This window comes from Paenibacillus sp. Y660, from assembly GCF_057221575.1.
The window spans coordinates 1-24,472 of the sequence record NZ_JBXBBJ010000002.1; the positions used below are offsets into that span (position 1 = coordinate 1).

Genomic DNA, 24,472 nt, shown 5'->3' on the forward strand with positions numbered 1-24,472 from the left:
AGCAGCCTAATTTTAAAAAAGCCCGGTTGGAAAATTGGTGGAGTCTGGCCTTTTTTGAAACTGGTTTTCATCTTCCATATTTTCCAGCGCCATTTCATAACTATTCTGGCATCACCACTGGAAACCCCCATCTAATTCCGAGAGGCTATGATAATTGAAAGCTCATTCGCGGAAAGGCTTTTAATGGCTGACCATTGTTTTTAGCATCCGTAGGATTTACCCCATGCAAGCTTTGAAAAGCACGTGTGAAAGAGTCCGGTGAGCTGTAACCGTATTTAATCGCAAGATCAATTATTCGAATGCTGCTGCTAGTCAGCTCGAGTGCTGCAAGAGTAAGACGTCTACGGCGAATATACTCCGATAGCGAGACACCCGCAAGGAATGAGAACATTCTCTTAAAATGGTATTCCGAACAATAAGCTCGCCTTGCCACTTCTTTAAAGTCAATCTCATAAGTGAGATTCGCTTCAATATAATTTAATGCTTCGTTCATGTTCTCAAGTGAATTCATCTAAAACCTCCCTCCCACACCCTTAGATTAGCATAAAGCTGCATCCATATATCCGACATTTGGTGCACAATAACGAAGGGTCATGATACGCATGACGGATGCTTCTATCAACCTGATTATTTACAATATATATGAAATCGTATATTTGAATTATTTCTTGTAAATGATACAATATGAAAGCGATATACCTATCAATACTAAACTATTGAGGAGTTGAAACAAATGGCTGTCGATCCGTATCTTAACTTTAATGGAAATTGTCGTGAAGCGGTTGAATTTTACGCTGAGGTTTTCGGAACAGAAGAACCAAATTTTATGACCTTTGGAGACACTCCGCCTAGCCCAGAATATCCTTTGCCAGAGGAAGCGAAAAGTTTAATTATGCATACACGCCTTAACATCGTAGGAAGCAATGTGATGTTTTCTGATGTTTTTCCAGGCATGCCTTTTGTTGAAGGAAATAACATTAGCCTCGCAATCGTCCACGAGGACGTAGAAGAACTCAAGTCTTTATTTCACAAGTTGAAAGAAGGCGGCAATGTAGTCATGGAGCTTCAAGAAACGTTTTGGAGCAAATGCTACGGCAGCTTAAAAGATAAATTCGGAATTGAATGGCAATTCAACTATGACAATGGTGAAATGAACTTCTAAATGTTTCCATACAGCTAGTTTCAAAAATAGGGTATAGTCCTTTTCTTTTTTTGAAAAGCGCTGTACTCTTTTTTATTTATCCGAACTCACTCCTCGTCATCCCTCATACATGCTTGAATGTCAAATCTGCAAAAGCTCTGCCAGCGTTCTCCAGCGCACTGGAATAACGTTGCATTGGCAAAAACATATCCGGACTTTTCCTGTAGGAACAACGTGCTGGGAACCGTGGCGCGCTCCCCGAGTCGTATTTAGATAACTTCACTGCTTGATAATGCTCCAACAATAAAAGAATAGGCATCGAATGCAAGTATGGCAAACTCTAAATGCAACTGCTTGTGGATTCATTGATTTTTTTGGGGAAAATAAAACGGTTTGCAAACAAGAAAAGGAACTGCACACCGGCAGCTCCTTTTATTTGCGATATATAGCCTAATAATGAAGCCTATTATCCAACGGTCAGCTCTTCAACATCAAATCCGGCTTCTTTCCAAGCAACTGTTCCGCCGTCGATATAAGCTACGTCTTGAAAGCCCATTTGCTTAAGCAGGTAGGCGCCTAAAGCTGCTTGTCCGCCAGCACCGCATGTCACTAGGATGGAGCGATTTCTGTCTGAAAGCCGTTGATCCCGCAGATGCTCCGGCACACTTAAGTCCGCGCGGATGGGCAGCATGCCTAAGGAAATATGTGCGCTGCTTGGAATGAGACCGCATGCCCCAGCATCTACAGCATCCTGTACATCAATGACCAAAGTCTCAGGGTTAGAAAGCATTTTTTCTCTTGCTAGCTTTGAAGAAACTCCTGGTACTTGCTCCCGCGCTTCCGTTACCATATCTTTAAATGTTTTTGCCATTTTGGTTGCAGCTCCTTTTTGTATAATTGGACGATACTCTTATGCAGGGTATCCTCCGCCTGGCGGCGGCCAAGCTCCATTTATTCGGCGAAGCAGTACAATTTCACCCAAATGATAGGAATTATGTGAGGCAATATTGCGCAAAATACCTGCCTTCGTTTCCGTAGGAAAATGTTCAATCTTCTCATCCAGCTGCGTCTCTCGAGCAATCTGGCAGGCTTTATCTACTCCATTTAGAAAATGCTGAACAACCGCTGCCCATTCCTCATCATTCTCCGGACGTTCCTCATTAGGCCAACTCTCCATGACATGCGATGGCAATTCAGGCTTGCCTCCCTCCAGGAAGGTTAACAAAAAGCTTTGCCAGTAGCTCATATGCTTTAATAGCTGATAGATGGTGTAAGGTGCTTCGCCCGTTCGTTTGCCTGCTAGCTCTGCAGTAATATCAGGCAATGCTCTAGCAATTGGAATATGACCGCGCTCTCCTATTAGTGATTTCACTAGCGCTTCACCAAAAGCTTGATTGGATTCATTAAACATCATCGTTGTTTTCCTCAACCTTCTGGCAGGAATTATTTTTGACTGCGACGAGCATGTGATTCTGAGTAAGCAAATCTACGGAATAGAAGAATAGGATCATCTGAGCATTCAATCCCTGCGGTAAGAGAAGTCGGGTCAAAAACTCGCGCCTCGCACTCTTCTTCTTGATTTTCCAGTTCTGCTGTGATGGATAAGCGGCCAACCATTATTTCTTTGCGATCATCCGGCCAAGCAACGGTTGAATCGTCGGTAGGATCTCCCTCTTCACCAATCTGCAGATACAAGGCGAATTCTACCGGTGATTTGCTTAAACGCTCAGACAGTTCTATATCCATATAGTTGGCAGCGCGCTCTGCAGCTTCTTCTTTGGTTAGTGTCGCTACACCCGCAGCCGGCTCCCAGCGATAGCGAACAGGTTGACGCTTTCCTTCACTGTTTATCAAGAAGAATGCATGAATGGCATGGTAGCGGATAGTTGCAAAGCTGGCAGGAGCAAGCACTGCTTTAGCTGTTACAAGGCCCGCTTGGCTCTCAGGATGCCTTTGCAAAAATGCTTTTAACTTCTCCTGATTTGGGGTGCCCGATTCAGGGTCGATCTCAATAGAACTAAGCAAGTCAATAAAGGCTTCAGCCGTTTTGGCAATGAAAATCGGTATCGTTGCTGATACCAGATCCGTCGTGCTTCCGTCAGGCAATTGGAACTTCACAGCCATTCCTTTAACTGGTGAAAGAGCGTCCGGTAAACCAGGAATTGGAGAACTATTGGACAAACGAACAACTGCAGGTACAGGTGTTGTTTGCAAATGTGCAGCAGTAGTTAGGGAACTGGCCTCGCCCGTAGGTGTGAAAACAGCTTCGTAGCATTTTCCTTTAGCGTGAGCGCGTCGATGGCGCGGATAGGTTCCAGCAACCTTCTCGATTGCATGGATTGCCTCTTCCGCTAATTTGGTTTGTGAATTTGTTGTTTTCTCCATCTCATCATCTCCTAAATCAACCATTAAAGTCATCTTCTTCTTAATGGATTGTGTAAAATTTAATTTAATAAAATCATATTACATCGTATTTATTCCAAATGTCAAGCAAATTACACTCATAGCTCCATTATCAATCAGGCAAAAAAGAAGCATGCCCTCAAGGTTAATAACCTTGCTAGTCAGCTCCAGCTTTTCTTCATCTATAAAGCAGCATTGCCTGTACAAAGGCCCTTTTCATAGATTCAGTACAAATGTACAAGCATAAATCTATCAATCTCCATAAGATGCTATTAATTCTAATTAAGGGAGATGATCGAATTGCCAAAGAACAAAAGTGGTGGCAACAGAACTGGCGGCAACCGTACTGGCGGTAACAGAACCGGTGGCAACCGTACTGGTGGTAACAGAACCGGCGGAAACAGAAGTGGTGGAAATGTTCAACGTATCTTGTCTCAAATTGGTGTTGGTACTCCTAATATCCGTATTCACTTTGATGGAACTTTCCACACAGGCACTTTCTTAGGATTTAGCAATGGATCCGTAGTCGTTCTTGATAACGGAGCTCCGCGCTATATCAAGGTTTCAGCTGTAACTGCCGTCGATGTTGGCGTGTAAATCATCTCTAAAGGAGTGCCTGAGCAAGGCGCTCTCTACATATGCTTCTCAGCGAGCCTCCACAGCAGCTGCCATAGCGGCTAGCTTGAGGACTGTTTTCCAATTGCGGGCCGTTGCAGGCAATAGCTTCTGAAATTTTTTGGGGAGATTAGAATCGAGCATGCTTCTGCTGTAAAAGAAATAAATGTCTCTTCCATCAATGAGGTATTCGTCTTGATTAAGCTCAACTTCAGGGAGATTATCGATCACTTCTTGGGCAGGAGCCTTCTTTAAAAAGGTAAGATGAATGCTCTGTCCTTCTGTCAGCGCTGCAAAATCGAATGGGCATCTGTCGATAATGCTTGCAACCTCTGAGGACGTACGGAGAATAACAGCGATATTGAATCCGAAGTTTTTGCTGATCTCGCTCTCAATTCTCTCTTCCAGAATGCCCTCTGCTTCCTCCGATTCGAACATCACGTTACCGCTATTTATGTAGGTTTGCACACGTTCGAACCCCATCGCTTCGAACATTTTTTTAAGCTCAGCCATCTTAATCATATTGTGACCGCTGACATTAATTCCTCGCAATAACGCAAAATAAATGGTCATGCCTGTGCTCCCTCTCTTCCTTATGGAGATGTATTGGAAATCATCCTTATTATAACCTGTACACAAACGAAAGTCCTGCGGCGTTATTCGTCAAATCCTCCTATAAAAAGCCACGATCGTTTGACAGTCTTTTTCGCCGAAATGCTATATTCTTGTTTTGTTCCTATGCAAGGCGCGGCGGAAATATTCCAATTATTTTTAGAAAGAAAGAGGAGATGGATGATGCTAATTAAAAAGAAAACGGACATTGCTTTTATTTTAGAAAACTTTAACTCCTTGGCACAATGGGATGCTTCCGGCGAAAAGTTTTACTTCGTGTTTGCCGATCGCAAACGCGGAGGACAATGGACGCTCATGAGCTACCCGGAGGACCGTTTCAGTATACATGGGTTTGGACAGGATTATGTGGACGATGCCGAGTACTTTTTTGAGGAGCAAAATCAAATTCATTCCTTTCTATGGGAACACCGAGCTGCATTCAATGCTGCCTTAAAACCATCAACGATGTGCAGCTAAATGTTTTGGCTCAAATGAAACAGAAAAACACACATCCATGACGTGTGTTTTTTGCTGTTTTATAATTAGACAGCAGTTGTCCCTTTATAGCTGAGTCTTTGCTGCAGCATGGAAGCCAATTCTTCCGTCGTATCCCACACAAAGGGTCGAATCCGATGAGCTTGGACGAGCTGATCATCGACGGCGCTGCGACTCACCGTCCATATGATCGGAATATTTTTACCTAGCGCATATCCTGCTGCAAAATAAACCTCTGCAGATTGATGAGTTAAATCGGCAATCATAAGCTTGCTATCCGAAATGTCCGAAATCGAATGATGCTCGCGATTATCCTGTTCGGATTGAACAAATAAACGCGGCAAATACCCGCATTGCTCGACTCTCGGGAAGATATTCTCCAGCCAATCGTTCCGCAGCTCGCTATCCTCTGGCAGAAGCACGAAGCAGGACTTTAATCTCCGGCCTCCAGCTCTAGCTGCTGCCTCGCTCCACCCTTTCTCCGTCAGCTTAAAGGTCATCCCTTCCCTAGCGACTAGCTGCGACTCTTTCAGCGTCTCAATGATGTATACGAGCTCCTGCAAATTCGGCGAATAGGTCAAGTTATAATTTTGCGATAACGGATGGATGACAACAGGCTCTAAAGGCCCATCCGAGCGCCTATATAAAAATTGAAGCAGACGACCAGCCTTTTCTTCAACGGTCACCGGTATTTTCGGAGAATTAACAATCGATTCTATATCATCGCTTGACAGTTTAACCAACTCGCCGCAATCGCTTTGTTCCCGAATATATGCGGATAAGACCGGAAATTGCTTGCTTTTCTTCTGATACGAAATTGAATTAATCGCAATATAGCTGCCCCTCAACAGACTATAACCGCCGTCCGGCGCGCAGTAACAGCCCAAATAATGATCAAGCTCACCCTTCGCCTCAATTGGCACGATCTCAGAACAGAACAAGCATCGTTTCTTTTCCATAATCGCAACTCACCCCTATACTGTATCTTTCGCACATCTTAACGGATATTAGGGGCAATGTGCGATTAATATTCTTTAATATGGGGTGGTAATATTTTCATTGCATGAGCACCTGCTCTCCATGCGATCACATTTGCAGCAATAATAGGGATAAAGCTCGAATTCATGATTTGGCACTGCTTCAACGATCATATTGTAAAGCACGTCGGCTTCCCCATGCTGAAGCTCCATATCACGATAGATGTCGCTTAAAGGCGGTGGATTCTGATTGTGAAAAGCAGATAAAGATACCGGTCCTATCTCCCAGCTGTTTGCAGCATATTTTTTCAATCGGCGCGGTGTAGGCTGGATTTCGCTATTTATTCGCACAATAATGATTAGAATTAACGATGATACAAGCATAACGGTTCCTGATTTCCAAGAATCCGTTAGTCCGAGTACAAGAACAGAGAAAATAATGGCTGGAAAAATAAACAGGAGCGAAAAAAGAGCGACAGTAAGCTTCACTAATATTCTCCCTATTTCGTCCATGGCTTACTCCTTTTTAATGAAACTAATGACTTTAACTCATAATATGCAGCAACAGGTTATCCCTATTTTCAGTTTTTGCATATGTCTTCTATGTGCTGAATCGAAACAAAACAGGCCACAGCGAATAAACCGCGGCAGCCTGCTTGAATCTTAATTCGCATCCAAATTTCAACCTATTGCTACCAATCCACGCCCCATGCTGACTCATATCCTTTATTCGCGGAAGTCTGCGGCCTGGAATGAGCGCTTGATTCTTTGACAACCCGATCCGTACCCATAAAGCTTGCAAAATGTTTGCTTTCCTGTCTGCGGATCCGTCTTGCCTCCTTACGCTCTGGCGCCGTTTCATACAATAATCGCTCCTCGTCCGATTCCGCGATTACTCCCGGCACCTCCGTCGGCTTGTCGTCTTCGCCTAGAGCGACAAAGGTCAAGAAAGAGGTTGCGCATACTTTGCGTCCGCCTGTTAACAAATCCTCGGTCACGACGCGCACAAATACTTCCATAGAGGTTTTATGCGACCAAGTGACGAATGCGTTCAAGCTTACGGCATCGCCTTTTTTAACGGGATAAAGAAAGTCTACCGAGTCGGTTGAAGCCGTAACGACAGGCCGACGAGCATGCTTAGTTGCGGCAATCGTAGCCACATCATCTATATAAGCCATTAGCTTGCCTCCAAAAATCGTACCGTGATGGTTCGTATCCGGAGGAAGCACGATAGCCTCTTTTATGGTGAGTGAAGCTGATGCAGGTCTTGTTTGCAAGGGTAAAGCTATTTTTTCCAACATGTTCATGGTAACACCTTTTTTCTTTATTAAATTTTTCGATAACGTTAAGTTTACACCCGAATCACATATAGGTAAAATACATATATCGAATAGTTTTCATTCCTTTTCATTATACTTCCTCATTCTGTTGCATATAAACGATTGCTGCCCACACTAAGGAGGCTGCCCCGATGGATCTTAAACATTTGAATTACTTTGTCGCCGTTGCTGAAGCCGGCAGCTTCACGCAAGCGGCACGCAAGCTGCATGTCACCCAGCCTTCTTTATCCAAGATGGTACGTCTACTGGAGGAAGACCTTGGGGTTCAACTAATCGACCGCTCCACCAAACAGATCGAATTGACGGATGCCGGCGTGACCATTCTTCGTTCTGCCAAGCATATCATCCAATCATTCGAGCGTATGTCCAGCGAGCTAGAGGAGGTCGTCAAATTAAAAAAAGGAATGCTTCGACTCGGCATTCCCCCAATGGTAGGCAGTTATTTTTTACCGTCCATTATTGAAAAGTTTTTGACCCATTATCCGCAAATTCGTCTGCAGGTCATTGAACAAGGCGGAAAAAGCTTAGAGCAGGATATTTTGCAAGGCGATCTCGATTTCAGCATGGTCATTCTCCCGGTCAAAGATGTGGAGAAATATCATGTCCTCCCCTGTATCAATGAAAATTTGCGGCTTGTCGTACATGCCGGGCATAAGCTGGCTTCTCTTCCATCCATCCGTATGAGTCAACTGAAGCAAGAGCCTTTTATTATGTTTCGAGAGGACTTTACGATCCATCACCTGATCAAAGACCAATGCGCTGCTGCTGGCTTTGAACCAAAAGTCGTATTTGAAAGCTCCCAGTGGGATTTTATGACGGAAATGATTGCTGCAAAATACGGCATAACGCTGCTGCCTGAACGAATATGCCTACAGCTTGATCCCAAACGGTTCGCATCCTTAGCCGTTGTTCAGCCATCAATTCCGTGGCAATTATCGATGATTTGGCGAAAAGACAAGTACATGAGCTTTGCCTCCAGAGAATGGATTCGCTTCATGGAATCGGAGCTGCCGAATACAAATAATGAACTGCCCGAATAGGCCTTTCTGCCTACTTTATCAGATTGCGCAACACGTTCACATGAAACCGATACCTTGTGTCTAAAATTGATATTAAAAAATTAAACTGTTGATAATTTGCAACACTTAAGTAAAATAGGTATGTAGACATATATATCCAATAAATTGAACCTCTTATCATAGGAATCAAAGGAGGCTTAAACCTATACAAGGCATATTTGGAGACAGATGATATTTTACAGACGAGGGAGTTTAGGTGATGAGTACTCGGCAAAATGTACAGCGTGCTGCAGAATTGATAGCTTTACTAGCTGCTTGTTGGTTAGCAGTGTATGCAAACAACGGAACAAGCGGTGTATGCGTGCATTTATTTTATTTTCCTACGATTTTGGCAGCAAGGTTCTGGGGTTGGCAAGGCGGTGTAGTTGTTGGTTTTTTTGGAGCGATTACAATAGGACCTTGGATGCAGCAAAATATTGATATGAACATAGATCAATTAACTTATAATTGGACGACTCGCATCTTTTTCTTTATCGCTTTTGGTGCGTTAACCGGGGTATTGTTTTCCTCATTAAAAAATAGCAGAAACAAAATTCTGCTCCAAAATGCCGAGCTGGAACAAATGAACAAGGAAATCGTCAGTCAAAAAAACGATATCCTTCAGCAGAAAAATGATATTGAGCTGCAGCGCAATGAAATTGAGACTACGAAAAACCAAATCAAACAGTTCGGCACGGAAATCATCAAAGCGCTGGCGCAGGCCATCGAAATTAGAGATCCATATACAAGCGGGCATTGTCAGCGTGTTGCGGAGCTTGCCTATATCATCGGTGAGCGTATGGGACTGAGTGAACGCGAGCTGCTGAGCTTAAAGTGGTCAGGCCTCGTACATGACGTTGGGAAAATAGGCATACCCGAGCATATTCTCAACAAAGATGGACGATTGACCGATGACGAATACGAAGCGATGAAACAGCATCCCGAGCTTGGCGTGCGCGTGCTCACCGGCATTCAATATGCTGAGGATGTGATAGATGGTGTTCTCCATCACCATGAGCGATTGGATGGCAGCGGTTATCCCGATGGGTTAAATGGCGATCAAATCACATTGCAAGCTCGCATTATCGGAGTGTGTGATGTTTGGGACGCGCTTACCTCCAACCGATCTTATCGGAAGGCAATGTCAAATGAAGAAGCAATGACGATTATGAATGCCGGAAGAAACATCCATTTCGATGCTGAAGCACTCGATATTTTGATGGATTTTGTTAGCGAACAAGCTGCAAGTTAAAATCGTATTTTATGTACATACCTATTGAAATGGGCTGCGGCCAGCAAGTCATACTTGCTGGCCGCATTTTATTGAAAAGGATTAGGTTGATCGAATAATCCGCTTCTCTTTCGCAGCCTTCAGCCAGCTTGGAAACTCATTTAACAGCTGATCATACAAGATTTCATCTGATACTGCAGCAATATCATCCAGATGAATGAAATTAGCATTATCTACGATTCGACCTTCCATACTATCAAGCTGCCTCAGGACTTCAAAGTCAGAATGGCCGATGCCAACGAACTGCCAGAAGATAGGTTGAACCGTTGCGTTGAAAATGACCTTCTTGATTGGCTTCACTACGCCGCCATCATTAATGAATATAATAAAAACGGGAGTATCACTATCCTCTTCCACCGTATATTTACGGATGACATCCTCCATAACCGGCGGCTCGTTATTGCGGCTAAACTTATGAATGGCATCGTTGTTCATAATCTGATTTTGAACATAGTTCCCAAAGTCCTGTTCCGTTACCGATGGCAGCCGGCTAAAATGTGTATCGTACACCCATACGTCCAATGTCCCATTATCATCAAATTTGCTGGCAACAGCCAAAATACGTTCGACCACTTCCTGAACGGTTCCATTTTTGTATAACGGCAGCATGGAACCTGTTATATCTAGCACGATTCCGACTCTCGCTGTGACGTTCGTAAGCTTCTTTTTCTCCAACGTCATTTGAACGAGCTTCTTTCGCAAATCGATCGGTGTTAGGACCGCCTCTTCAATCGCAGCGGCAGCTTCCGAGTTATCTGCTTCGATTTCTAGCCCGAAGCTTGTACATAACGCTGCTAAGCCGCCATAAAAGCCGCCGCCAATCGCATTAAACTTCCATTCACCGTTATATCGATACAGCTCGCCGACCACAACAGCCGTTTCCTTCGTAAATTCAGATCCGTAGTCGTACCGGAACAATTCTTCTCCCGTGCTGTTATTGATAAGGCAAACGTACAAGTCTGACACATCCTGCATAAAATAACCGTTGCGCTCCCCTTCATGAATCGTGACGGTAAAAGCGATTTTTGAAGTTTGCTGCGGCAATCGGTTCAAAGAGATCGTGACTGCTTCCTTTTCTATAGAGCTGGCATTCTCCACGTGCATCACAGACCCATCGCGCGCCATCGGATTGCCATAAAAAATAAAATCCTCATCTCTCTCGCAGCGGTTTTGATCCGATAATAGAAAGGCAGCCGCATCAATACTCATAGAGGATTGACTCGCCGTCCAACCAAAGCGCAGGCTAATCGTAGTTAGCGCTCGTCCTTTCGTAACGTCAATCTTTTGTCCTTTTAAAAGCAGCATACAGCCAGCCCCATTCATATGCTAGATTATTATTATTTGAAAGTCTCAGCTCAGATGAATACGAATCTACGAATTGATACCAAAAAATGACTCCTACTCCGATATTAATTCAATCCGTATGAGATATCAATATTATGCTTCTGAACGGACTTGGCGCTCACCTTTGGCTATCCAAAAAATCCTATCACCCAAGGTGTCGCAAGCAGCGTAACGAAGGCTGTGACCATCATCGCAATGCCTGCAACGGAGCCGGTAACCGCATCATATTCGAGCGCTTTGCTGATGCCGGCCGAATGAGCGCTTGTTCCAAACAGGACGCCTCGCGCAACCGTTCCACTCGTAGATCCGGTCATACCTTGGCGCCTTGCCATGGTTTGGAAGCGGACAGGCTATCTCTCTTTGGCCACAAGAGAATGGATTTCGTTTAATAAGGAGCGTTTTGCCAAGCTTTAGCTTTCTATTAATATCTTAAATCTATGGCTAAAGCCCCCCTCCTATATATCCAATTCTTTTTAAGATTTCGTTTACAAAAGGACTATTTTATTATAGAATTCTTAATAACGAACGATCGGTTCGTAATTGATTATTGTCCGGGGAGGTGTTGATGTCATGCCCAAATTCCACAAAATCTTATGTCTGACTCTGCTGATAAGCGTATGTATGTTCCCGGCTTCCGCATTCGCTTCATCAAATAATGCAGCTTCAGAAAATAAGAAAAGCTTTCTATCCAATATTTTATCCGTGTTCTCAGGGTCAAAGAGCAATAGCAGCAACAATCAAAATAATAATAATTATAAACAGAATAACAATCATTCCAATCGATCCAATAAGCATAAGGTCGATAAAGATTGGGACTCCAAAGGTTGGTATGATCGGTGGGATGATGATGACTGGTGGGATGACATCTGTTGGTGGGATAAGAACAAAGGCGATTCCTACAAGCTTTGGGAGCGATTTTATTGTTATTAAACCGTCATTGTAGGTGAAACCGTTGGCTAAGGCCAGCGGCTTTCTTTATTCCCAATGCATGGAAGGTTACAAAGAAAGCGGCATAAGCCCCCTAAGGCTATGCCGCTTTCTTTGTTCGGTATTAAACGAAGCTATTCTAATCGATAGGCTTTGCAGTGCAATCTAACACCTAAGACAGCCACCCAATCGTCAAAAGCCCTCATCATTCGTCCGGTCCGTTTCTCATTCTTATAGCCGCGGTAATCCTTTAATAATGGAACAAGCCAGCTGCTGAGCGGTGATGCTGCATTTCCAATTGAATATCGGACCAAACAGCCATTAGCATGCGGACTAAGCTCATAATCATTGCGGTACCACCAGCCTCCAAATACCGTAAAATGCCCGTTTGCAGCATCGATATCCATATACGCGATACGAATGGCAGTTGACTCGTCGCCTGTATAAATCGTAAATAGCTGAGGGCCTCCTTTTACCTGCAAAGCCCCCTCTCTTCCGCTAGCACCTGTCAAGATAAGCGGCAAATGATTTGCCGTTATCCGTCCTGTAGGCATCGTAGATAAATAGCTGACAACCTCGTCATATGGTTTCTCTATCATTCCCGTGTAACTTATTATTTCTTTCAATGCGATAGCCCCCCATATGCATATATATCCTCATTTTGACACATATGATTAAGCTTACACTCGCACCTCAGCTCGATTTTCACTCCGTCTAAAGACTGATCTATTCAAAAAAGAAAAAAACCGTCCGAGCTTTAGCGGTCCAATGGCAATAATCGTAACGATCGATATCGAGCGCAAAATGTTAATGATATTTGCCGTATTAAGAAAATTGTCCGTAGCAGTGCCAAAAAACACGACCAGCAGCAAAACGGTAAACAGCGTGCCATAACCGTCAATATAAAGATACCAACTTACATCCAAAAAAATGATAATATATAATGGGACAAACAGAAAGGCGGAGATTATATGGTACATAGCTTCATTATTGAGCCAATAACGTACATTGCCTTCGAAAACGAAGCAGAGCACATAGAAAAATGCAAGGAATGGGGCTTGCTGTCGGATAAGGCATCGAAGACCAAAGCTTTTTACTACAAAGGGAACGGGATGAACCTGCCCTGCACCATTATGGGTCATGTCGATAAGATGACTGCCGTTATCGCATTTGACAACGAGCAAAAGCATTGCATCCATCCTTCCTATCTGAAGGAAATGCAGGCATCGAATTATGGTCAGAAGAACGTGGCTGCCGCTGAGGAGATTTCGGGTACAGAACTAGAAGTGCAAGCAGTAATTGTGAGCAGTGAGGTTGAGCTCGTTTTGCCTGAATCAGAGCTAGAGCCGCTGACGGAGACAGCTTCTCCTGCGGAAGAAGCTAAACGCCAAGAGCCTGAACCAGAGCCTGCAGCTCCGCTAAAAGGAAAAGCAAAAAAAGAAAAAGCGCCTAAGCTGCAGCTTCCAGAGGAGAAGGTTAAAATGTCCGCTACGGTCAAAGATTTTACGACTGTTCCGAACAATTTCTCAGATACCGAGGATGAAGTGGTCATCTATGAAGCGGTATCGATCGCCGATCCTGCAGCCGATATAGGGGAAGCATGGTCCAGCCATAGCGCCACGCTCAAAAAATTAGAGCTTGAAATCGGGGATACGATCCATTTTGAAGGAAAAATAGTAGCTAAGAAGCTCACGAAGCACTCCATCCCTTACAAAATTAACAATCCTGCAAAAATACAAAAAGAAACATCCGAATCGTAAATGGGGCTGTCCCAAAAGCTGTATGCTCGCTCGGAAAATAGCTCGCTTTTGGAAGTGAAAAAATAGCGGTACAGGGGGCTATTCCTGTACCGCTATTTTTCTATTCAGGTCAATGGTTGCTTGGCTTCATGATATTGCGGGCAAGCGAAAGTCTCCCCATCTCCAGGCTCACCCATGGCAAGCCACGGAGCAGAAATCGGCGACAGCCCATCTTTTATCATCCAACGCCATAAGTGACTTTGCGGACTAAATAGTCTAATTTCTCATTCATACTTTCAATGCTATTGCCGATCGAATTGAGGGCCATCGGTATTCCGAGCTTGGTATGAGCTTAACGAATTCGGTAGCTAAGATCGTTCCAACGAAGCTCATTGCGAATTCCGCGAACCGTCGAATGCTTATCGATGACAACGGTTTCGATGCCAACTTGATCAGCCCAGTCCACAAGCTGCTCAGTTGTTACAACATACGAGAATACAGTATGGTGCGCGCCGCCGGCATAGATCCAGCTTTCAGCAGCATCGCGGAGCGATGGCTCCGGCTTCCATAATACACGAGCAACAGGAAGCTTCGGCATATTGTGAGTCGGTTTAACCGCATCTACTTGGTTAATGATCAAGCGGAAACGGTTGCCTAGATCAATGAGCGAAGCGTTAAGCGCTGAACCGAAGCGTCCGTCGAAAACGATACGCGCTGGGTCGGCCTTGCCGCCGATGCCAAGCGGGTGAACCTCGATTTTTGGACGGCTATCCGCAATCGTAGGACATACCTCAAGCATATGCGAGCCAAGAACAAGCTCATTGCCTTCCTCAAGGTGATACGTGTAGTCCTCCATGAAGGAAGTACCTTTGTTGCTTGCGATCAGCTTCATCAGACGGGTAAGCGCAGACGTTTTCCAGTCGCCTTCGCCGCCGAAGCCATAGCCTTGCTCCATCAAGCGTTGAACCGCAAGACCTGGAAGCTGCTTCATGCCGTGCAAATCTTCAAAGGAAGTTGTAAATGCAGAGAAGCCGCCCTCTTGCAGGAACCCTTTAAGACCAAGCTCAATACGAGCCTGCTCGCCGATCGATGCCCAAGATGCTGCATTGCCGCGCGTCTCCATTGAAATGTCGTACAGATCGCTGTACTCTTCCAGCAACTGCTTCACTTCTGTATCCGAAACCTCGTTCATGCGGGCAACGAGATCGCCAATGCCGTAGCCGTTGATCGACCAGCCGAATTTAATTTGCGCTTCGACCTTATCGCCTTCTGTTACGGAAACTTGACGCATGTTATCACCAAAGCGAGCAACCTTCAAATGGCGTCCTTCATTTACAGCAATAGCGGTACCCATCCAGCTTGCAATACGCGAGCGGGTAATGCCATCCTCCCAGTGGCCTGTTACTACTTTGCGCTCGAGGCCAAGGCGGGAGAAAATATGGCCATACTCGCGGTCGCCATGCGCCGATTGATTCGTATTCATGAAGTCCATGTCAATCGTTTCCCACGGAATATCGCGATTAAATTGCGTATGGAGGTGAATCAGCGGCTTGCGAAGCTCCGATAAGCCATGAATCCACATTTTAGCCGGGGAAAAGGTATGCATCCATGTGATAAGGCCCGCACAGCTCTCGTCCGCTTTCGCTTCTATACAAAGCTTATAAATTTCTTCAGGAGTTGTAACTACAGGTTTAAATACGATCTCGGACGTAAAAACAGAATCTTCATTCAATGCCGCCGTAATGATGCGTGCATGCTGTGCGACTTCCTCTAATGTTTCTGGACCGTACAAGTGTTGACTGCCGGTAACAAACCAAAATTGATATGGCTTAACTTGCAACATGGGATCGGTTCCTCCTTAAGTATACGCATAAATGCATAACGCACGCATTAACTTGTACGGACATTAGTGCTAGTTATCACGGGAATTACGGAGAACTTGTACATACAACTTGACGTACGTTTATCATATACCGAAAGGTTGAGGTTTTCAATATCATTCCTTATTAAAATTAAAATCCGTTCTTATATTTGCTCCAAACGATAGGTGTAGCCGCAGAAGGAACAGCGAAATAGAACGCTTTTGTCGCCAATCGTAAAGGTTAACCGCTCGTCGTCCTCAATCTCAATATACTCTCTTCCCTGCTCGTCCCGATCTCCGGTTGCAAACATTAACGTCTTATTTCCGCATTCGCATTCAAAGCTCATCATGATAAGGTTGCTCCTTTTTTGTTAGGGATGGCATTCAAAAAAATCATCATCATCAGGCTGATCACGGCAATTCCTGCCGTACCTTTCCATTGCTTAAGAATAAATACCAGGCTCCATTTGCTTCGGTTTCATTGCTTCATCGTGTTAGCTTCGATATAATTAGCGATGACATTATTATATTACAAAAACAACGTCAAGGAAGGGTTACGAAAAACATGTACATAGCAGATAAATGGGTCGATTACGAGGTAATAGATACAGGAGACGGAGATAAGCTTGAGCGCTGGGGCAACTATACCCTTAGGCGTCCTGATCCGCAAATTATTTGGCCAATTGCAAATGAAACAGGTCTTTGGAAAAAAGCAGACGGTCATTACCACCGCAGCAACTCCGGCGGTGGTCAATGGTCGTTGAGTCCCGCGCTTCCTGAACGTTGGACGATTTCATACGGCGAGCTTAACTTCCACATTAAACCGACAAACTTTAAGCATACCGGCTTATTTCCAGAGCAAGCCGTTAACTGGAGCTGGATGATGGACAAAATCAGATCGGCAGACCGTCCTATCCGCGTGCTGAATCTATTTGCATACTCAGGCGGAGCTACCGTTGCTGCTGCCGCAGCAGGCGCTGAAGTATGCCACGTAGACGCAGCAAAGGGAATGGTTCAGTGGGCTAAGGACAACGCTCAGCTGTCTGGGCTTGAATCCGCTCCCATCCGCTTTATAACAGACGATGTATTTAAATTTGTTCAGCGCGAGCAGCGCCGGGGCAAGCAATATGACGCGATTATTATGGACCCTCCTTCCTATGGACGCGGCCCGAACGGCGAGACGTGGAAGATTGAAGAAAACCTGTTTCCGTTTTTGCAGTCATGTACGTCTATTCTATCCGACAATCCTCTGTTTCTGCTCATCAACTCCTATACAACCGGCCTATCGCCTTCCGTGCTGCACAACCTGCTGCATATGACGATGAATGCCAAATACGGCGGCGAAATTAATTGCGGCGAGATCGGATTGCCGATTACAAAGTCCAGCTTAAACCTGCCTTGCGGTATATTGGGACGGTGGGAGTCTAAGTAATGGCCATTACCGTTTTATATGAAGATAATCATCTGCTGGCTGTCGTGAAACCACCAGGCATTCTCTCGCAAGAGGATGACACAGGCGATGCTGACATGCTGACGCTGCTTAAGCAGGATTTAAAGGAAAGACACAACAAGCCGGGAAATGTATTTCTCGGCCTCGTTCACCGTCTTGACCGCATGGTTGGCGGCGTAATGGTTTTTGCCAAAACCTCGAAAGCAGCCTCCAGATTGTCCGAATCCGTTCGCAGCCGCCATTTTGGCAAAACATATGTGTGTGTCGTTCAGGGTGTCCCAAGCAAGCCTCAAGCCCGTTTGAAGCATTATATTCGCAAGGATAATAAGCATAATCAGGTCACTGTCTATAACAAACCAGCGGATGAGGCGAAGGAAGCTGTATTAGATTATGAGGTCGCAGCAGTTAACGGTCGTTATGCCTTAATTGCAGTCAAGCTGCATACGGGAAGACCGCATCAAATACGAGCACAGATGGCGCATATCGGCTGTCCGCTCATAGGCGATCTGAAATATGGCGCAAAGCCAGCTGGCGGAATGAGCAACATCGCGTTGTGGTCAACCTCGGTATCCGCTCCACATCCAGTCACAAAGGAATGGATCAGCTTCCGTTCTATCCCAAGCGGATCGGATGCATGGACCTGGTGGTCTTCTGAGCAGCTTGAGACTGCCTCCAAAATGTTAAGCGATGCCTTACAGGAAGGACGATCGCCAGATGCACCGTAAAAGAAACCGAAAAATACAAGCCGTTTTATTGGCATTAAGCTTAATTGGTTTGCTCATTATTTTTTTGATGCCGTCCATTGCCGACAGAGCTTCTCCACCTGCTGTTCCGGAAGCGACCACTGAAACAGCGGAGGATGAGCAGGCTGATATCACGCCATCGCCTTTGCCTTCTCCATCCCCTTCCCCTTCCCCTTCCCCCATACCGACGGAGCCGCCAAAGCCCGTATTTGCAGACGCGGTGTGGATGGCAGTAGGCGATGTCATGATGCATACGCCGCAGCTTCCTGGCGCTTATGACAAAGTCTCAAATCGCTACAACTTTGATCCTTTTTTTGCAGAGGTTAAACCTATTTTGGAGCAAGGAGACTGGGTCATCGCCAATCTTGAGACGCCGATTGCCGGTGTATCGTATGGCTATACCGGTTACCCGTCCTTCAATGCACCGATTGAGCTGGGCGAAGCGCTTAAGAATGCTGGTTTTAACTTGATCACCAACGCCAATAATCATTCTCTCGATAAAGGCGAATCTGGCGTGCTGCGGACACTTGAGAACCTGAAGGCGCTTAATATTCCGTCTAAGGGAACAGCCTCATCGCAAGAGGAAGCGGAAAGTCTCTTATTATCGGAGAAAAACGGCATTGTTATGGGATTGCTTGCGTACACCTACGGAACGAACGGCATCCCTGTTCCTGAAGGAAAGCCCTATCTGGTCTCGCTCATCGATGAGCAAAAAATGAAAGCCGATATTTCCAAGCTTCGGGAAGCGGGTGCCGATCTCGTTACCGTCTCCCTTCACTTTGGCACCGAGTACCAGACTGCACCCAATGACGAGCAAAAACGTTTGGCAAGAGCGCTTGTCGCAGCGGGTGCGGATATTATTGCTGGCTCCCATCCCCATGTCGTACAGCCGTACGAGGTCGTAGAATCAGCAGAAGAGAATGGCCATGTAAGAAAAGGACTTATTATTTATTCTATGGGTAATTTCATTTCCAATCAGCGGGGCGAAACGAAGGATTACGGGGTTATTTTCAAAGTAAATGTTCGTAAAAATTTGACGGATGGTACCGTTGACCTTACCGAAATCGAATCGATTCCGACATGGGTGCATCGCTACAAGCCGGATCGTTCATTCCGCTATCGCATTTTGCCAATCGAAGAAACGATAGCCGCGGCAAGCGACACCTTGCTAACACAAGCCGATTACGATATGCTTCAAAAAAATTACGATTTGCTGCGCAATCGGCTTAATTCCATGAAAAAATAAATGAGTTAGCGGCAGACTTACAAATTCGCAACTTTGCCAAGCAAGTATACGAGCAGCTGTTGATTATGAGAAGAAATGCGGTCCAACGATTGTTCGATCATTTCGGTCCGAATCGTTGTACCGCGCTCCGCTTCCGCTTTGCCCTTCTCCGATACCGAGACCCAAACGATTCTTCGATCATTATCATCCCTTGTGCGTTCAATAAGCCCATTTTTCTCCATACGGTCAAGCAGCGTAGTGATCGCAGCAGGCGTGGTCGCTAAATACTGTAGCAAATCCGATGGTTTCATTGGCTGATTCTGCAGCAGCAGATCGAGCACATTCAGCTGCCCTTCCGTCAAAGGAGCAAGCGAATGCTCCAAATTGTTTTTCCAATCACGCGAAAGCTTCGTCCATAATCGTGTAAATTCTCCAGATACCATAGCTTCACACCCGCTCCCTGTCCATTTACATCTATTTGTTATTCATTATATCAGTCTTTAATGTCGAATTAAAGATTAACCCAATTAATAATTTGCGATATTAATCGATACAATAACGAACATTATGACAGCGTTAGACATACAATGTGGCGAAGGCCCAGAGCTATGTCTATTTTTGCTTAAACAGAAAGGAGCGTGAACCCAGTGGACGAAAGAAAAGCGATCATCATGCAAAAAATTAAAAGCTACGGCATCATAAAAGACCCACAATGGCTGGACCGCCCGGATGAGCTGGTACCATTGTGGGTCATGCTTGAAGCCATATTGGAAGTGATCGAGCGTTTTGACCCGCCTAATCGCCCTTTTGATTAGAATCTAACAGGGAGCGTGCTAGCGTATTCGTGATCACATCATTTTTCTCTACCGGGAACATGAGCTTGCCTATCGCTTTACGCTCTTCGATTGGCGCTTTGTCTGAGGTTGCAACCAGTCTCGCTCCAGATGTCGTAATCGCCACGATTTCCTTGTCTTCTTTGCAATAATAAGCTCCGACTAATGACGCGCCGTTTGGACGCACGCGCTTGCCTTCTTTGAACTCGAACGTTTGAACGCCTTTGCCGCCTCTTCCCTGAATAGGATAATCCAGCAGAAGCGACCGTTTGCCATATCCAATATCGGTAATGACGAGCACTTCGCCCTCATCCTCAGCAACTCGTTCCGCAGCAATAATCTCATCGCCATCCTTGAGCTGGATGCCTCTTACGCCTGTTGCCACTCTGCCCATCGGATTAATCTCGGATTCTGCAAAGCGGATGCACATGCCTTGCTTCGTAATGAGCATGATTTGCTTTGTTATATCGCTAAGCACGACGCGAATAACCTCGTCGCCCTCAGAAACCTTGCATGCTGCAATTGCAGTCGATCTCGTTGTCGCGTATTCCTTAAGCTCCGTTCGCTTCACTTGGCCTTTTTTGGTAATGAAGAACAACGAAGCGCTCGATGCTGCAATATCCTTAATTGGAATGACACTCACAATCGAATCGTCCTTCGGCATTGGAACGACGTTTACAATGGCCGTTCCCGTGTCCTTCCACTTAAATTCCGGAATTTGATGGACAGGCAATAAATAATATTGGCCTTTCTTCGTAAACAGCAGCAAATTGTCAATCGTATTGACCTCAAGCAGCTCTCGTACGAAGTCGCCTTCCTTCACTCCTGCGTTTTGCCGCTCCCCGCCTGATCTTGTGAAGGATAACATGCTTGTCCGTTTCACATAACCGTCTTGGCTAAGCGTAACGAGAACATCCTCTGCCGTAACTAGCACTTCAAGGTTGACCTTCAGCTCCTCGATTTCTCCGCGCAGATCGGAACGGCGTTCAATGCCATATTTGGTTTGAATTTCAAGCAGCTCGTCTTTAATTACGCCAATCAGCTTCTTTTCGCTTGCCAAAATCGATTTCAAGTAAGCGATCTTCTTCATCGCTTCCTTCAGCTCTTTCTCAAGCGTCGTAATTTCCAAATTCGTTAATCGATAAAGCTGTAAAGTAAGAATCGCATCCGCTTGGCGTTCGGTGAAGCCGAACTTCGCAATAAGGTTGGCCTGCGCATCCGCACGATTCTTGGACGCTTTGATCGCCGCGATGACCTCATCCAAAATATTGAGCGCCTTAACGAGGCCCTCGACCACATGGGCCCGATCCTCTGCCTTTTCAAGATCGTATTTGGTACGGAAGGTCACTACTTCCTTCTGATGCTCGATATAGGCCGACAATATTTGCTTCAGTCCAAGCTGCATTGGCGTTTTGTTCACGATTGCGACCATATTGAAGCTGTAAGCGACCTGCAGATCGGTTTTCTTGAACAAATAAGCGAGTATGCCCTGCGCATCGGCATCCTTCTTGAATTCCACTACGATGCGAAGACCGTTGCGCCCGCTCTCGTCACGCACCTCTGCGATGCCTTCGACCTTCTTCTCCAGGCGAATGTTTTCCATTGCGGTAACTAGTCTGGATTTTACGACCTGATACGGAATATCGGTGATGACAAGCTGCTGCTTGCCTCCGCGCATTTCCTCGATCGCGGTTTTGGAACGTATATAAATACGCCCTTTCCCGGTTGCGTAAGCGTCCCGGATGCCTTCTTCACCCATGATGATGCCGCCGGTAGGAAAATCCGGACCTTTCACGTAAGTCATAAGCTCCTCAAGCGTAAGCTCAGGGCTTCCCATAAGCGCGATACAAGCGTCTATAACCTCTCGCAGGTTATGGGGCGGTATTTCCGTGGCAAAGCCGGCAGAGATGCCGCTGGTCCCGTTAACGAGCAGGTTAGGGTACCGCGACGGCAGCACAACCGGCTCCTTCGTCGTATTATCGAAATTATCCTTGAATTGAACCGTTCTTTTCTCGATATCACGAAGCAGCTCCATCGCGATTGGCGATAAGCGTGCTTCCGTATAACGCATAGCCGCTGCAGGATCATCGTCCTGCGAGCCCCAGTTGCCGTGACCGTCAACGAGCGGATGACCCATCTTCCAAGGCTGCGCCATCCGAACCATACCCTCATAGATGGATGAATCGCCGTGCGGGTGATAGTTGCCCATAACATCGCCGACCGTTTTAGCCGACTTCCGGTACTGCTTATCCGGCGTGTTGCCTGAATCGTACATCGCATACAGAATACGGCGCTGCACAGGCTTTAGACCATCGCGAACGTCAGGAATGGCACGATCCTGAATAATATACTTTGAATAGCGTCCGAAGCGGTCTCCTACAACCTCCTCCAAAAACGCCGGTAAAAACTGTTCCAGCATACTCATGCAGAATTCCCCCTATTCCTCATACTCCATAAAGTCGACATTTTCAACGATCCAGCGCTTGCGCGGATCAACCTTATCACCCATAAGCGTAGATACCCTGCGCTCCGCTTTGGCTGCATCCTCGATTTGTACTTGCAATAGAGTCCGTTTCTCCGGGTCCATCGTTGTCTCCCACAGCTGATCGGGATTCATCTCGCCAAGTCCTTTATAACGCTGAAGCTCGTAATTTTTTCCGTATTCCTTCAAATAGTTTTGCAGCTGCTCGTCCGTCCAAGCGTAACGAATCGTTTCCAGCTTTCCTGATTTACGAGTAATTTTGTACAATGGCGGCTGAGCGATATATACGCGTCCCAAATCGATTAACGGCTTCATATAACGATAGAAAAAAGTGAGGAGCAGCACTTGAATATGGGCACCGTCTGTATCCGCATCCGTCATAATAATAATTTTATTATAGTTGCATTCCTCGGCCGCAAACTCCGAACCTACACCCGCGCCTATTGCCGAAATAATCGCTTTATATTCGTCGTTTTTCAATATATCGATCAGTTTCGCCTTCTCCGGGTTCATCGGCTTGCCTTTAAGCGGCAGCAGCGCCTGATATTTCGAATCGCGCCCCTGCTTGGCAGAACCGCCGGCCGAATCTCCTTCCACAATGAACAGCTCCGTGCGCGTATAGTCTTTTGACTGCGCAGGAGTCAGCTTGCCATTAAGATTCGAGCTCTCGCTTTTTTTCTTGCCGCTGCGAATTTCCTCGCGCGCTTTGCGTGCCGCTTCACGGGCTTTCGACGCTTGAAGTGATTTCTTCAGCAGCATTTGCGCGATTTGCGGGTTCTCCTCGAGAAAAACCTGCATTTTCTCGGACACAATCGCATCTACTGCGCTCCGAGCCGATGAGCTTCCAAGCTGATCCTTCGTCTGCCCGACAAATTCCACCTCGGACATTTTGATATTGATAACGACCATCATGCCCTCTCGCAAATCATTGCCCTCAAGGTTTTTGTCCTTTTCCTTGAGCATTGCCGCTTTGCGGGCATAGTCGTTCATCACGCGGGTATATGCTGTTTTAAAGCCGGTTTCATGCGTACCGCCGCCGCGCGTCGGAATCGAGTTGACGAATGAAGCGATCGTCTCGGTATAACCATCGTTATACTGAAGAGCGACCTCCACTTCAATCTCATCGCGCTCGCTCGCAAAATGAATCACATCATGCAGAACCGTCTTGTCCTCATTCAGAAACTGAACGAATTGACGTGCTCCCCCTTCATAATGAAACACATCCTGCTTGCCGTTGCGATCGTCTTTGATCGATACCTTTAGGCCAGAGTTCAAAAACGCGATTTCCTGCAGGCGTTCGGCAAGCGTATCGTAGCTTAGATTTGTACCGTTCTGGAAGACTCGTCCATCGGGCTTGAAGGTAACCTTCGTGCCTGTCCGATTCGTAGTCCCAATTACCTCGAGACCTCGAACCGGCTCCCCGACATGCTCCCGGCCAGCCTCATCCACCCAATATTCAAAGCGCTGCCGATGGATTTTTCCGTCGCGATAAATATCGACCTCAAGCCATTCCGACAAGGCATTCGTAACCGATGCGCCTACGCCGTGCAAGCCGCCGGATTTTTTGTATCCCCCGCCGCCAAACTTTCCGCCCGCATGCAAAATCGTAAATACGACCTGCGGCGTCGGTATACCGGTCTTATGCATGCCGGTTGGTATTCCCCGCCCATTATCATGAACGGTTACTGCGCCATTCTTGTGCAGCGTTACTTCTATTGCCGAACAAAATTTAGCCAAATGCTCATCAACCGCATTATCGACAATTTCCCATACAAGATGATGCAGTCCTGAACTGCTTGTACTGCCTATGTACATCCCTGGTCTTTTGCGTACAGCGGTTAAACCTTCAAGCACCTGTATATCATCGGCCTCGTAGTTCCTGTCTGCGGCCGCTGTATTTGCAAAGAGATCTGTTTGCTCTGACATGAGCGTCCCC

General features: G+C 46.0%; 27 protein-coding genes and 4 pseudogenes. 12 read left to right on the forward strand and 19 right to left on the reverse strand.

Annotated elements, in window-relative coordinates:
- Positions 1–148: 148 nt before the first annotated feature.
- Positions 149–511: pseudogene (locus AC2TDN_RS02770) on the reverse strand (helix-turn-helix transcriptional regulator); the annotation flags it as partial.
- A 222-nt stretch (positions 512–733) separates the two neighbouring features.
- On the opposite strand from AC2TDN_RS02770, the gene AC2TDN_RS02775 reads away from it, so the two are divergent.
- Positions 734–1,162 carry a VOC family protein gene (locus tag AC2TDN_RS02775; protein ID WP_482065762.1) on the forward strand — a complete coding sequence of 143 codons (429 nt, stop codon included), beginning with the start codon at positions 734–736 and terminating at the stop codon, positions 1,160–1,162.
- A gap of 103 nt (positions 1,163–1,265) precedes the next feature.
- On the opposite strand, the gene AC2TDN_RS02780 is transcribed toward AC2TDN_RS02775, so the two are convergent.
- The 4 genes from AC2TDN_RS02780 to AC2TDN_RS02795 form a co-directional block, all read right to left on the reverse strand.
- The gene (locus tag AC2TDN_RS02780) at positions 1,266–1,460 is read right to left on the reverse strand and encodes a DUF7002 family protein (protein WP_484687178.1); all 195 of its coding nucleotides are present in this window, start codon (positions 1,458–1,460) and stop codon (positions 1,266–1,268) included.
- A gap of 147 nt (positions 1,461–1,607) precedes the next feature.
- Entirely contained in the window at positions 1,608–2,012 is a 405-nt protein-coding gene (locus tag AC2TDN_RS02785; RefSeq protein WP_484686947.1) for a rhodanese-like domain-containing protein, read from the reverse strand.
- 39 nt (positions 2,013–2,051) lie between these two features.
- Positions 2,052–2,552, reverse strand: a complete 501-nt coding sequence (locus tag AC2TDN_RS02790) for a DinB family protein (protein ID WP_484687179.1) — start codon at positions 2,550–2,552, stop codon at positions 2,052–2,054.
- A 32-nt stretch (positions 2,553–2,584) separates the two neighbouring features.
- Entirely contained in the window at positions 2,585–3,550 is a 966-nt protein-coding gene (locus tag AC2TDN_RS02795) for a catalase family peroxidase (RefSeq protein WP_484686948.1), read from the reverse strand.
- A 294-nt stretch (positions 3,551–3,844) separates the two neighbouring features.
- Here AC2TDN_RS02795 and AC2TDN_RS02800 point away from each other — a divergent pair, with 294 nt between their 5' ends.
- Positions 3,845–4,141 (forward strand): hypothetical protein, encoded by a 297-nt coding sequence (locus AC2TDN_RS02800; RefSeq protein WP_484686949.1) that lies wholly within the window; start codon positions 3,845–3,847, stop codon positions 4,139–4,141.
- 48 nt (positions 4,142–4,189) lie between these two features.
- On the opposite strand, the gene AC2TDN_RS02805 is transcribed toward AC2TDN_RS02800, so the two are convergent.
- Complete coding sequence (locus AC2TDN_RS02805) at positions 4,190–4,732, reverse strand: DUF1697 domain-containing protein (protein WP_484686950.1); 543 nt, start codon at positions 4,730–4,732, stop codon at positions 4,190–4,192.
- A 219-nt stretch (positions 4,733–4,951) separates the two neighbouring features.
- On the opposite strand from AC2TDN_RS02805, the gene AC2TDN_RS02810 reads away from it, so the two are divergent.
- Complete coding sequence (locus tag AC2TDN_RS02810; protein ID WP_484686951.1) at positions 4,952–5,248, forward strand: hypothetical protein; 297 nt, start codon at positions 4,952–4,954, stop codon at positions 5,246–5,248.
- Between the two features lie 65 nt (positions 5,249–5,313).
- Here the strand turns inward: AC2TDN_RS02810 and AC2TDN_RS02815 are convergent, their stop codons facing one another.
- From AC2TDN_RS02815 to AC2TDN_RS02825, 3 genes are all read right to left on the reverse strand, one after another.
- A complete protein-coding gene (locus AC2TDN_RS02815; protein ID WP_484686952.1) occupies positions 5,314–6,225 on the reverse strand; it encodes a hypothetical protein in 912 nt (303 codons plus the stop codon).
- Between the two features lie 75 nt (positions 6,226–6,300).
- Entirely contained in the window at positions 6,301–6,756 is a 456-nt protein-coding gene (locus AC2TDN_RS02820) for a hypothetical protein (RefSeq protein ID WP_484686953.1), read from the reverse strand.
- 179 nt (positions 6,757–6,935) lie between these two features.
- Entirely contained in the window at positions 6,936–7,544 is a 609-nt protein-coding gene (locus AC2TDN_RS02825) for an acyl-CoA thioesterase (RefSeq protein WP_484686954.1), read from the reverse strand.
- Positions 7,545–7,714: 170 nt separating this feature from the next.
- Between AC2TDN_RS02825 and AC2TDN_RS02830 the strand changes: the two genes are divergently transcribed.
- On the forward strand, positions 7,715–8,623 hold the full coding sequence (locus tag AC2TDN_RS02830) for a LysR family transcriptional regulator (RefSeq protein WP_484686955.1): 909 nt from the start codon (positions 7,715–7,717) through the stop codon (positions 8,621–8,623).
- A gap of 238 nt (positions 8,624–8,861) precedes the next feature.
- Complete coding sequence (locus AC2TDN_RS02835; RefSeq protein WP_484686956.1) at positions 8,862–9,893, forward strand: HD-GYP domain-containing protein; 1,032 nt, start codon at positions 8,862–8,864, stop codon at positions 9,891–9,893.
- An 81-nt stretch (positions 9,894–9,974) separates the two neighbouring features.
- Here AC2TDN_RS02835 and AC2TDN_RS02840 read toward each other — a convergent pair whose 3' ends face one another.
- The 3 genes and pseudogenes from AC2TDN_RS02840 to AC2TDN_RS02850 form a co-directional block, all read right to left on the reverse strand.
- Complete coding sequence (locus AC2TDN_RS02840) at positions 9,975–10,613, reverse strand: vWA domain-containing protein (protein WP_484687180.1); 639 nt, start codon at positions 10,611–10,613, stop codon at positions 9,975–9,977.
- A gap of 105 nt (positions 10,614–10,718) precedes the next feature.
- A pseudogene (locus AC2TDN_RS02845) lies at positions 10,719–11,255 on the reverse strand (TerD family protein); the annotation flags it as partial.
- A 149-nt stretch (positions 11,256–11,404) separates the two neighbouring features.
- Positions 11,405–11,608 carry an LrgB family protein gene (locus AC2TDN_RS02850; protein ID WP_484686957.1) on the reverse strand — a complete coding sequence of 68 codons (204 nt, stop codon included), beginning with the start codon at positions 11,606–11,608 and terminating at the stop codon, positions 11,405–11,407.
- Between AC2TDN_RS02850 and AC2TDN_RS02855 the strand changes: the two are divergent.
- Positions 11,568–11,690, forward strand: a pseudogene (locus AC2TDN_RS02855) (LysR family transcriptional regulator); the annotation flags it as partial. The gene AC2TDN_RS02850 and the pseudogene AC2TDN_RS02855 sit on opposite strands and share 41 nt — an antisense overlap.
- A gap of 156 nt (positions 11,691–11,846) precedes the next feature.
- A complete protein-coding gene (locus AC2TDN_RS02860; protein ID WP_484686958.1) occupies positions 11,847–12,206 on the forward strand; it encodes a hypothetical protein in 360 nt (119 codons plus the stop codon).
- A gap of 131 nt (positions 12,207–12,337) precedes the next feature.
- Here AC2TDN_RS02860 and AC2TDN_RS02865 read toward each other — a convergent pair whose 3' ends face one another.
- Both AC2TDN_RS02865 and AC2TDN_RS02870 read right to left on the reverse strand, forming a co-directional pair.
- Positions 12,338–12,829, reverse strand: coding sequence for a hypothetical protein (locus tag AC2TDN_RS02865; RefSeq protein WP_484686959.1), 492 nt, complete (start codon positions 12,827–12,829; stop codon positions 12,338–12,340).
- Between the two features lie 138 nt (positions 12,830–12,967).
- Positions 12,968–13,096, reverse strand: a pseudogene (locus AC2TDN_RS02870) (ABC transporter permease); the annotation flags it as partial.
- A 78-nt stretch (positions 13,097–13,174) separates the two neighbouring features.
- Between AC2TDN_RS02870 and AC2TDN_RS02875 the strand changes: the two are divergent.
- The gene (locus AC2TDN_RS02875; RefSeq protein ID WP_484686960.1) at positions 13,175–13,963 is read left to right on the forward strand and encodes a hypothetical protein; all 789 of its coding nucleotides are present in this window, start codon (positions 13,175–13,177) and stop codon (positions 13,961–13,963) included.
- Positions 13,964–14,294: 331 nt separating this feature from the next.
- Here the strand turns inward: AC2TDN_RS02875 and araA are convergent, their stop codons facing one another.
- On the reverse strand, positions 14,295–15,785 hold the full coding sequence (gene araA / locus AC2TDN_RS02880) for an L-arabinose isomerase (RefSeq protein WP_484686961.1): 1,491 nt from the start codon (positions 15,783–15,785) through the stop codon (positions 14,295–14,297).
- A 182-nt stretch (positions 15,786–15,967) separates the two neighbouring features.
- Positions 15,968–16,153: a hypothetical protein gene (locus tag AC2TDN_RS02885; protein WP_482065745.1), complete on the reverse strand. Its 186-nt coding sequence runs from the start codon at positions 16,151–16,153 to the stop codon at positions 15,968–15,970.
- A gap of 215 nt (positions 16,154–16,368) precedes the next feature.
- On the opposite strand from AC2TDN_RS02885, the gene AC2TDN_RS02890 reads away from it, so the two are divergent.
- From AC2TDN_RS02890 to AC2TDN_RS02900, 3 genes are read left to right on the forward strand one after another with little or no spacing between them, the layout of a single operon-like run.
- The gene (locus tag AC2TDN_RS02890) at positions 16,369–17,235 is read left to right on the forward strand and encodes a class I SAM-dependent methyltransferase (protein WP_484686962.1); all 867 of its coding nucleotides are present in this window, start codon (positions 16,369–16,371) and stop codon (positions 17,233–17,235) included.
- A complete protein-coding gene (locus AC2TDN_RS02895) occupies positions 17,235–17,978 on the forward strand; it encodes an RluA family pseudouridine synthase (protein WP_482065743.1) in 744 nt (247 codons plus the stop codon). Before AC2TDN_RS02890 ends, AC2TDN_RS02895 begins: the two co-directional genes overlap by 1 nt.
- A complete protein-coding gene (locus AC2TDN_RS02900; protein WP_484686963.1) occupies positions 17,968–19,242 on the forward strand; it encodes a CapA family protein in 1,275 nt (424 codons plus the stop codon). The genes AC2TDN_RS02895 and AC2TDN_RS02900 overlap by 11 nt, the downstream gene beginning before the upstream one ends.
- A gap of 17 nt (positions 19,243–19,259) precedes the next feature.
- On the opposite strand, the gene AC2TDN_RS02905 is transcribed toward AC2TDN_RS02900, so the two are convergent.
- Positions 19,260–19,664, reverse strand: coding sequence for a MarR family winged helix-turn-helix transcriptional regulator (locus AC2TDN_RS02905; protein WP_482065741.1), 405 nt, complete (start codon positions 19,662–19,664; stop codon positions 19,260–19,262).
- Between the two features lie 204 nt (positions 19,665–19,868).
- Between AC2TDN_RS02905 and AC2TDN_RS02910 the strand changes: the two genes are divergently transcribed.
- Complete coding sequence (locus AC2TDN_RS02910) at positions 19,869–20,036, forward strand: hypothetical protein (RefSeq protein WP_482065740.1); 168 nt, start codon at positions 19,869–19,871, stop codon at positions 20,034–20,036.
- Here AC2TDN_RS02910 and gyrA read toward each other — a convergent pair.
- Both gyrA and parE read right to left on the reverse strand, forming a co-directional pair.
- Complete coding sequence (gyrA, locus tag AC2TDN_RS02915; RefSeq protein WP_484686964.1) at positions 20,017–22,479, reverse strand: DNA gyrase subunit A; 2,463 nt, start codon at positions 22,477–22,479, stop codon at positions 20,017–20,019. The two genes, AC2TDN_RS02910 and gyrA, sit on opposite strands and share 20 nt — an antisense overlap.
- Positions 22,480–22,491: 12 nt before the next feature.
- Positions 22,492–24,462 (reverse strand): DNA topoisomerase IV subunit B, encoded by a 1,971-nt coding sequence (parE, locus tag AC2TDN_RS02920; protein ID WP_484686965.1) that lies wholly within the window; start codon positions 24,460–24,462, stop codon positions 22,492–22,494.
- Between the last annotated feature and the right edge of the window lie 10 nt (positions 24,463–24,472).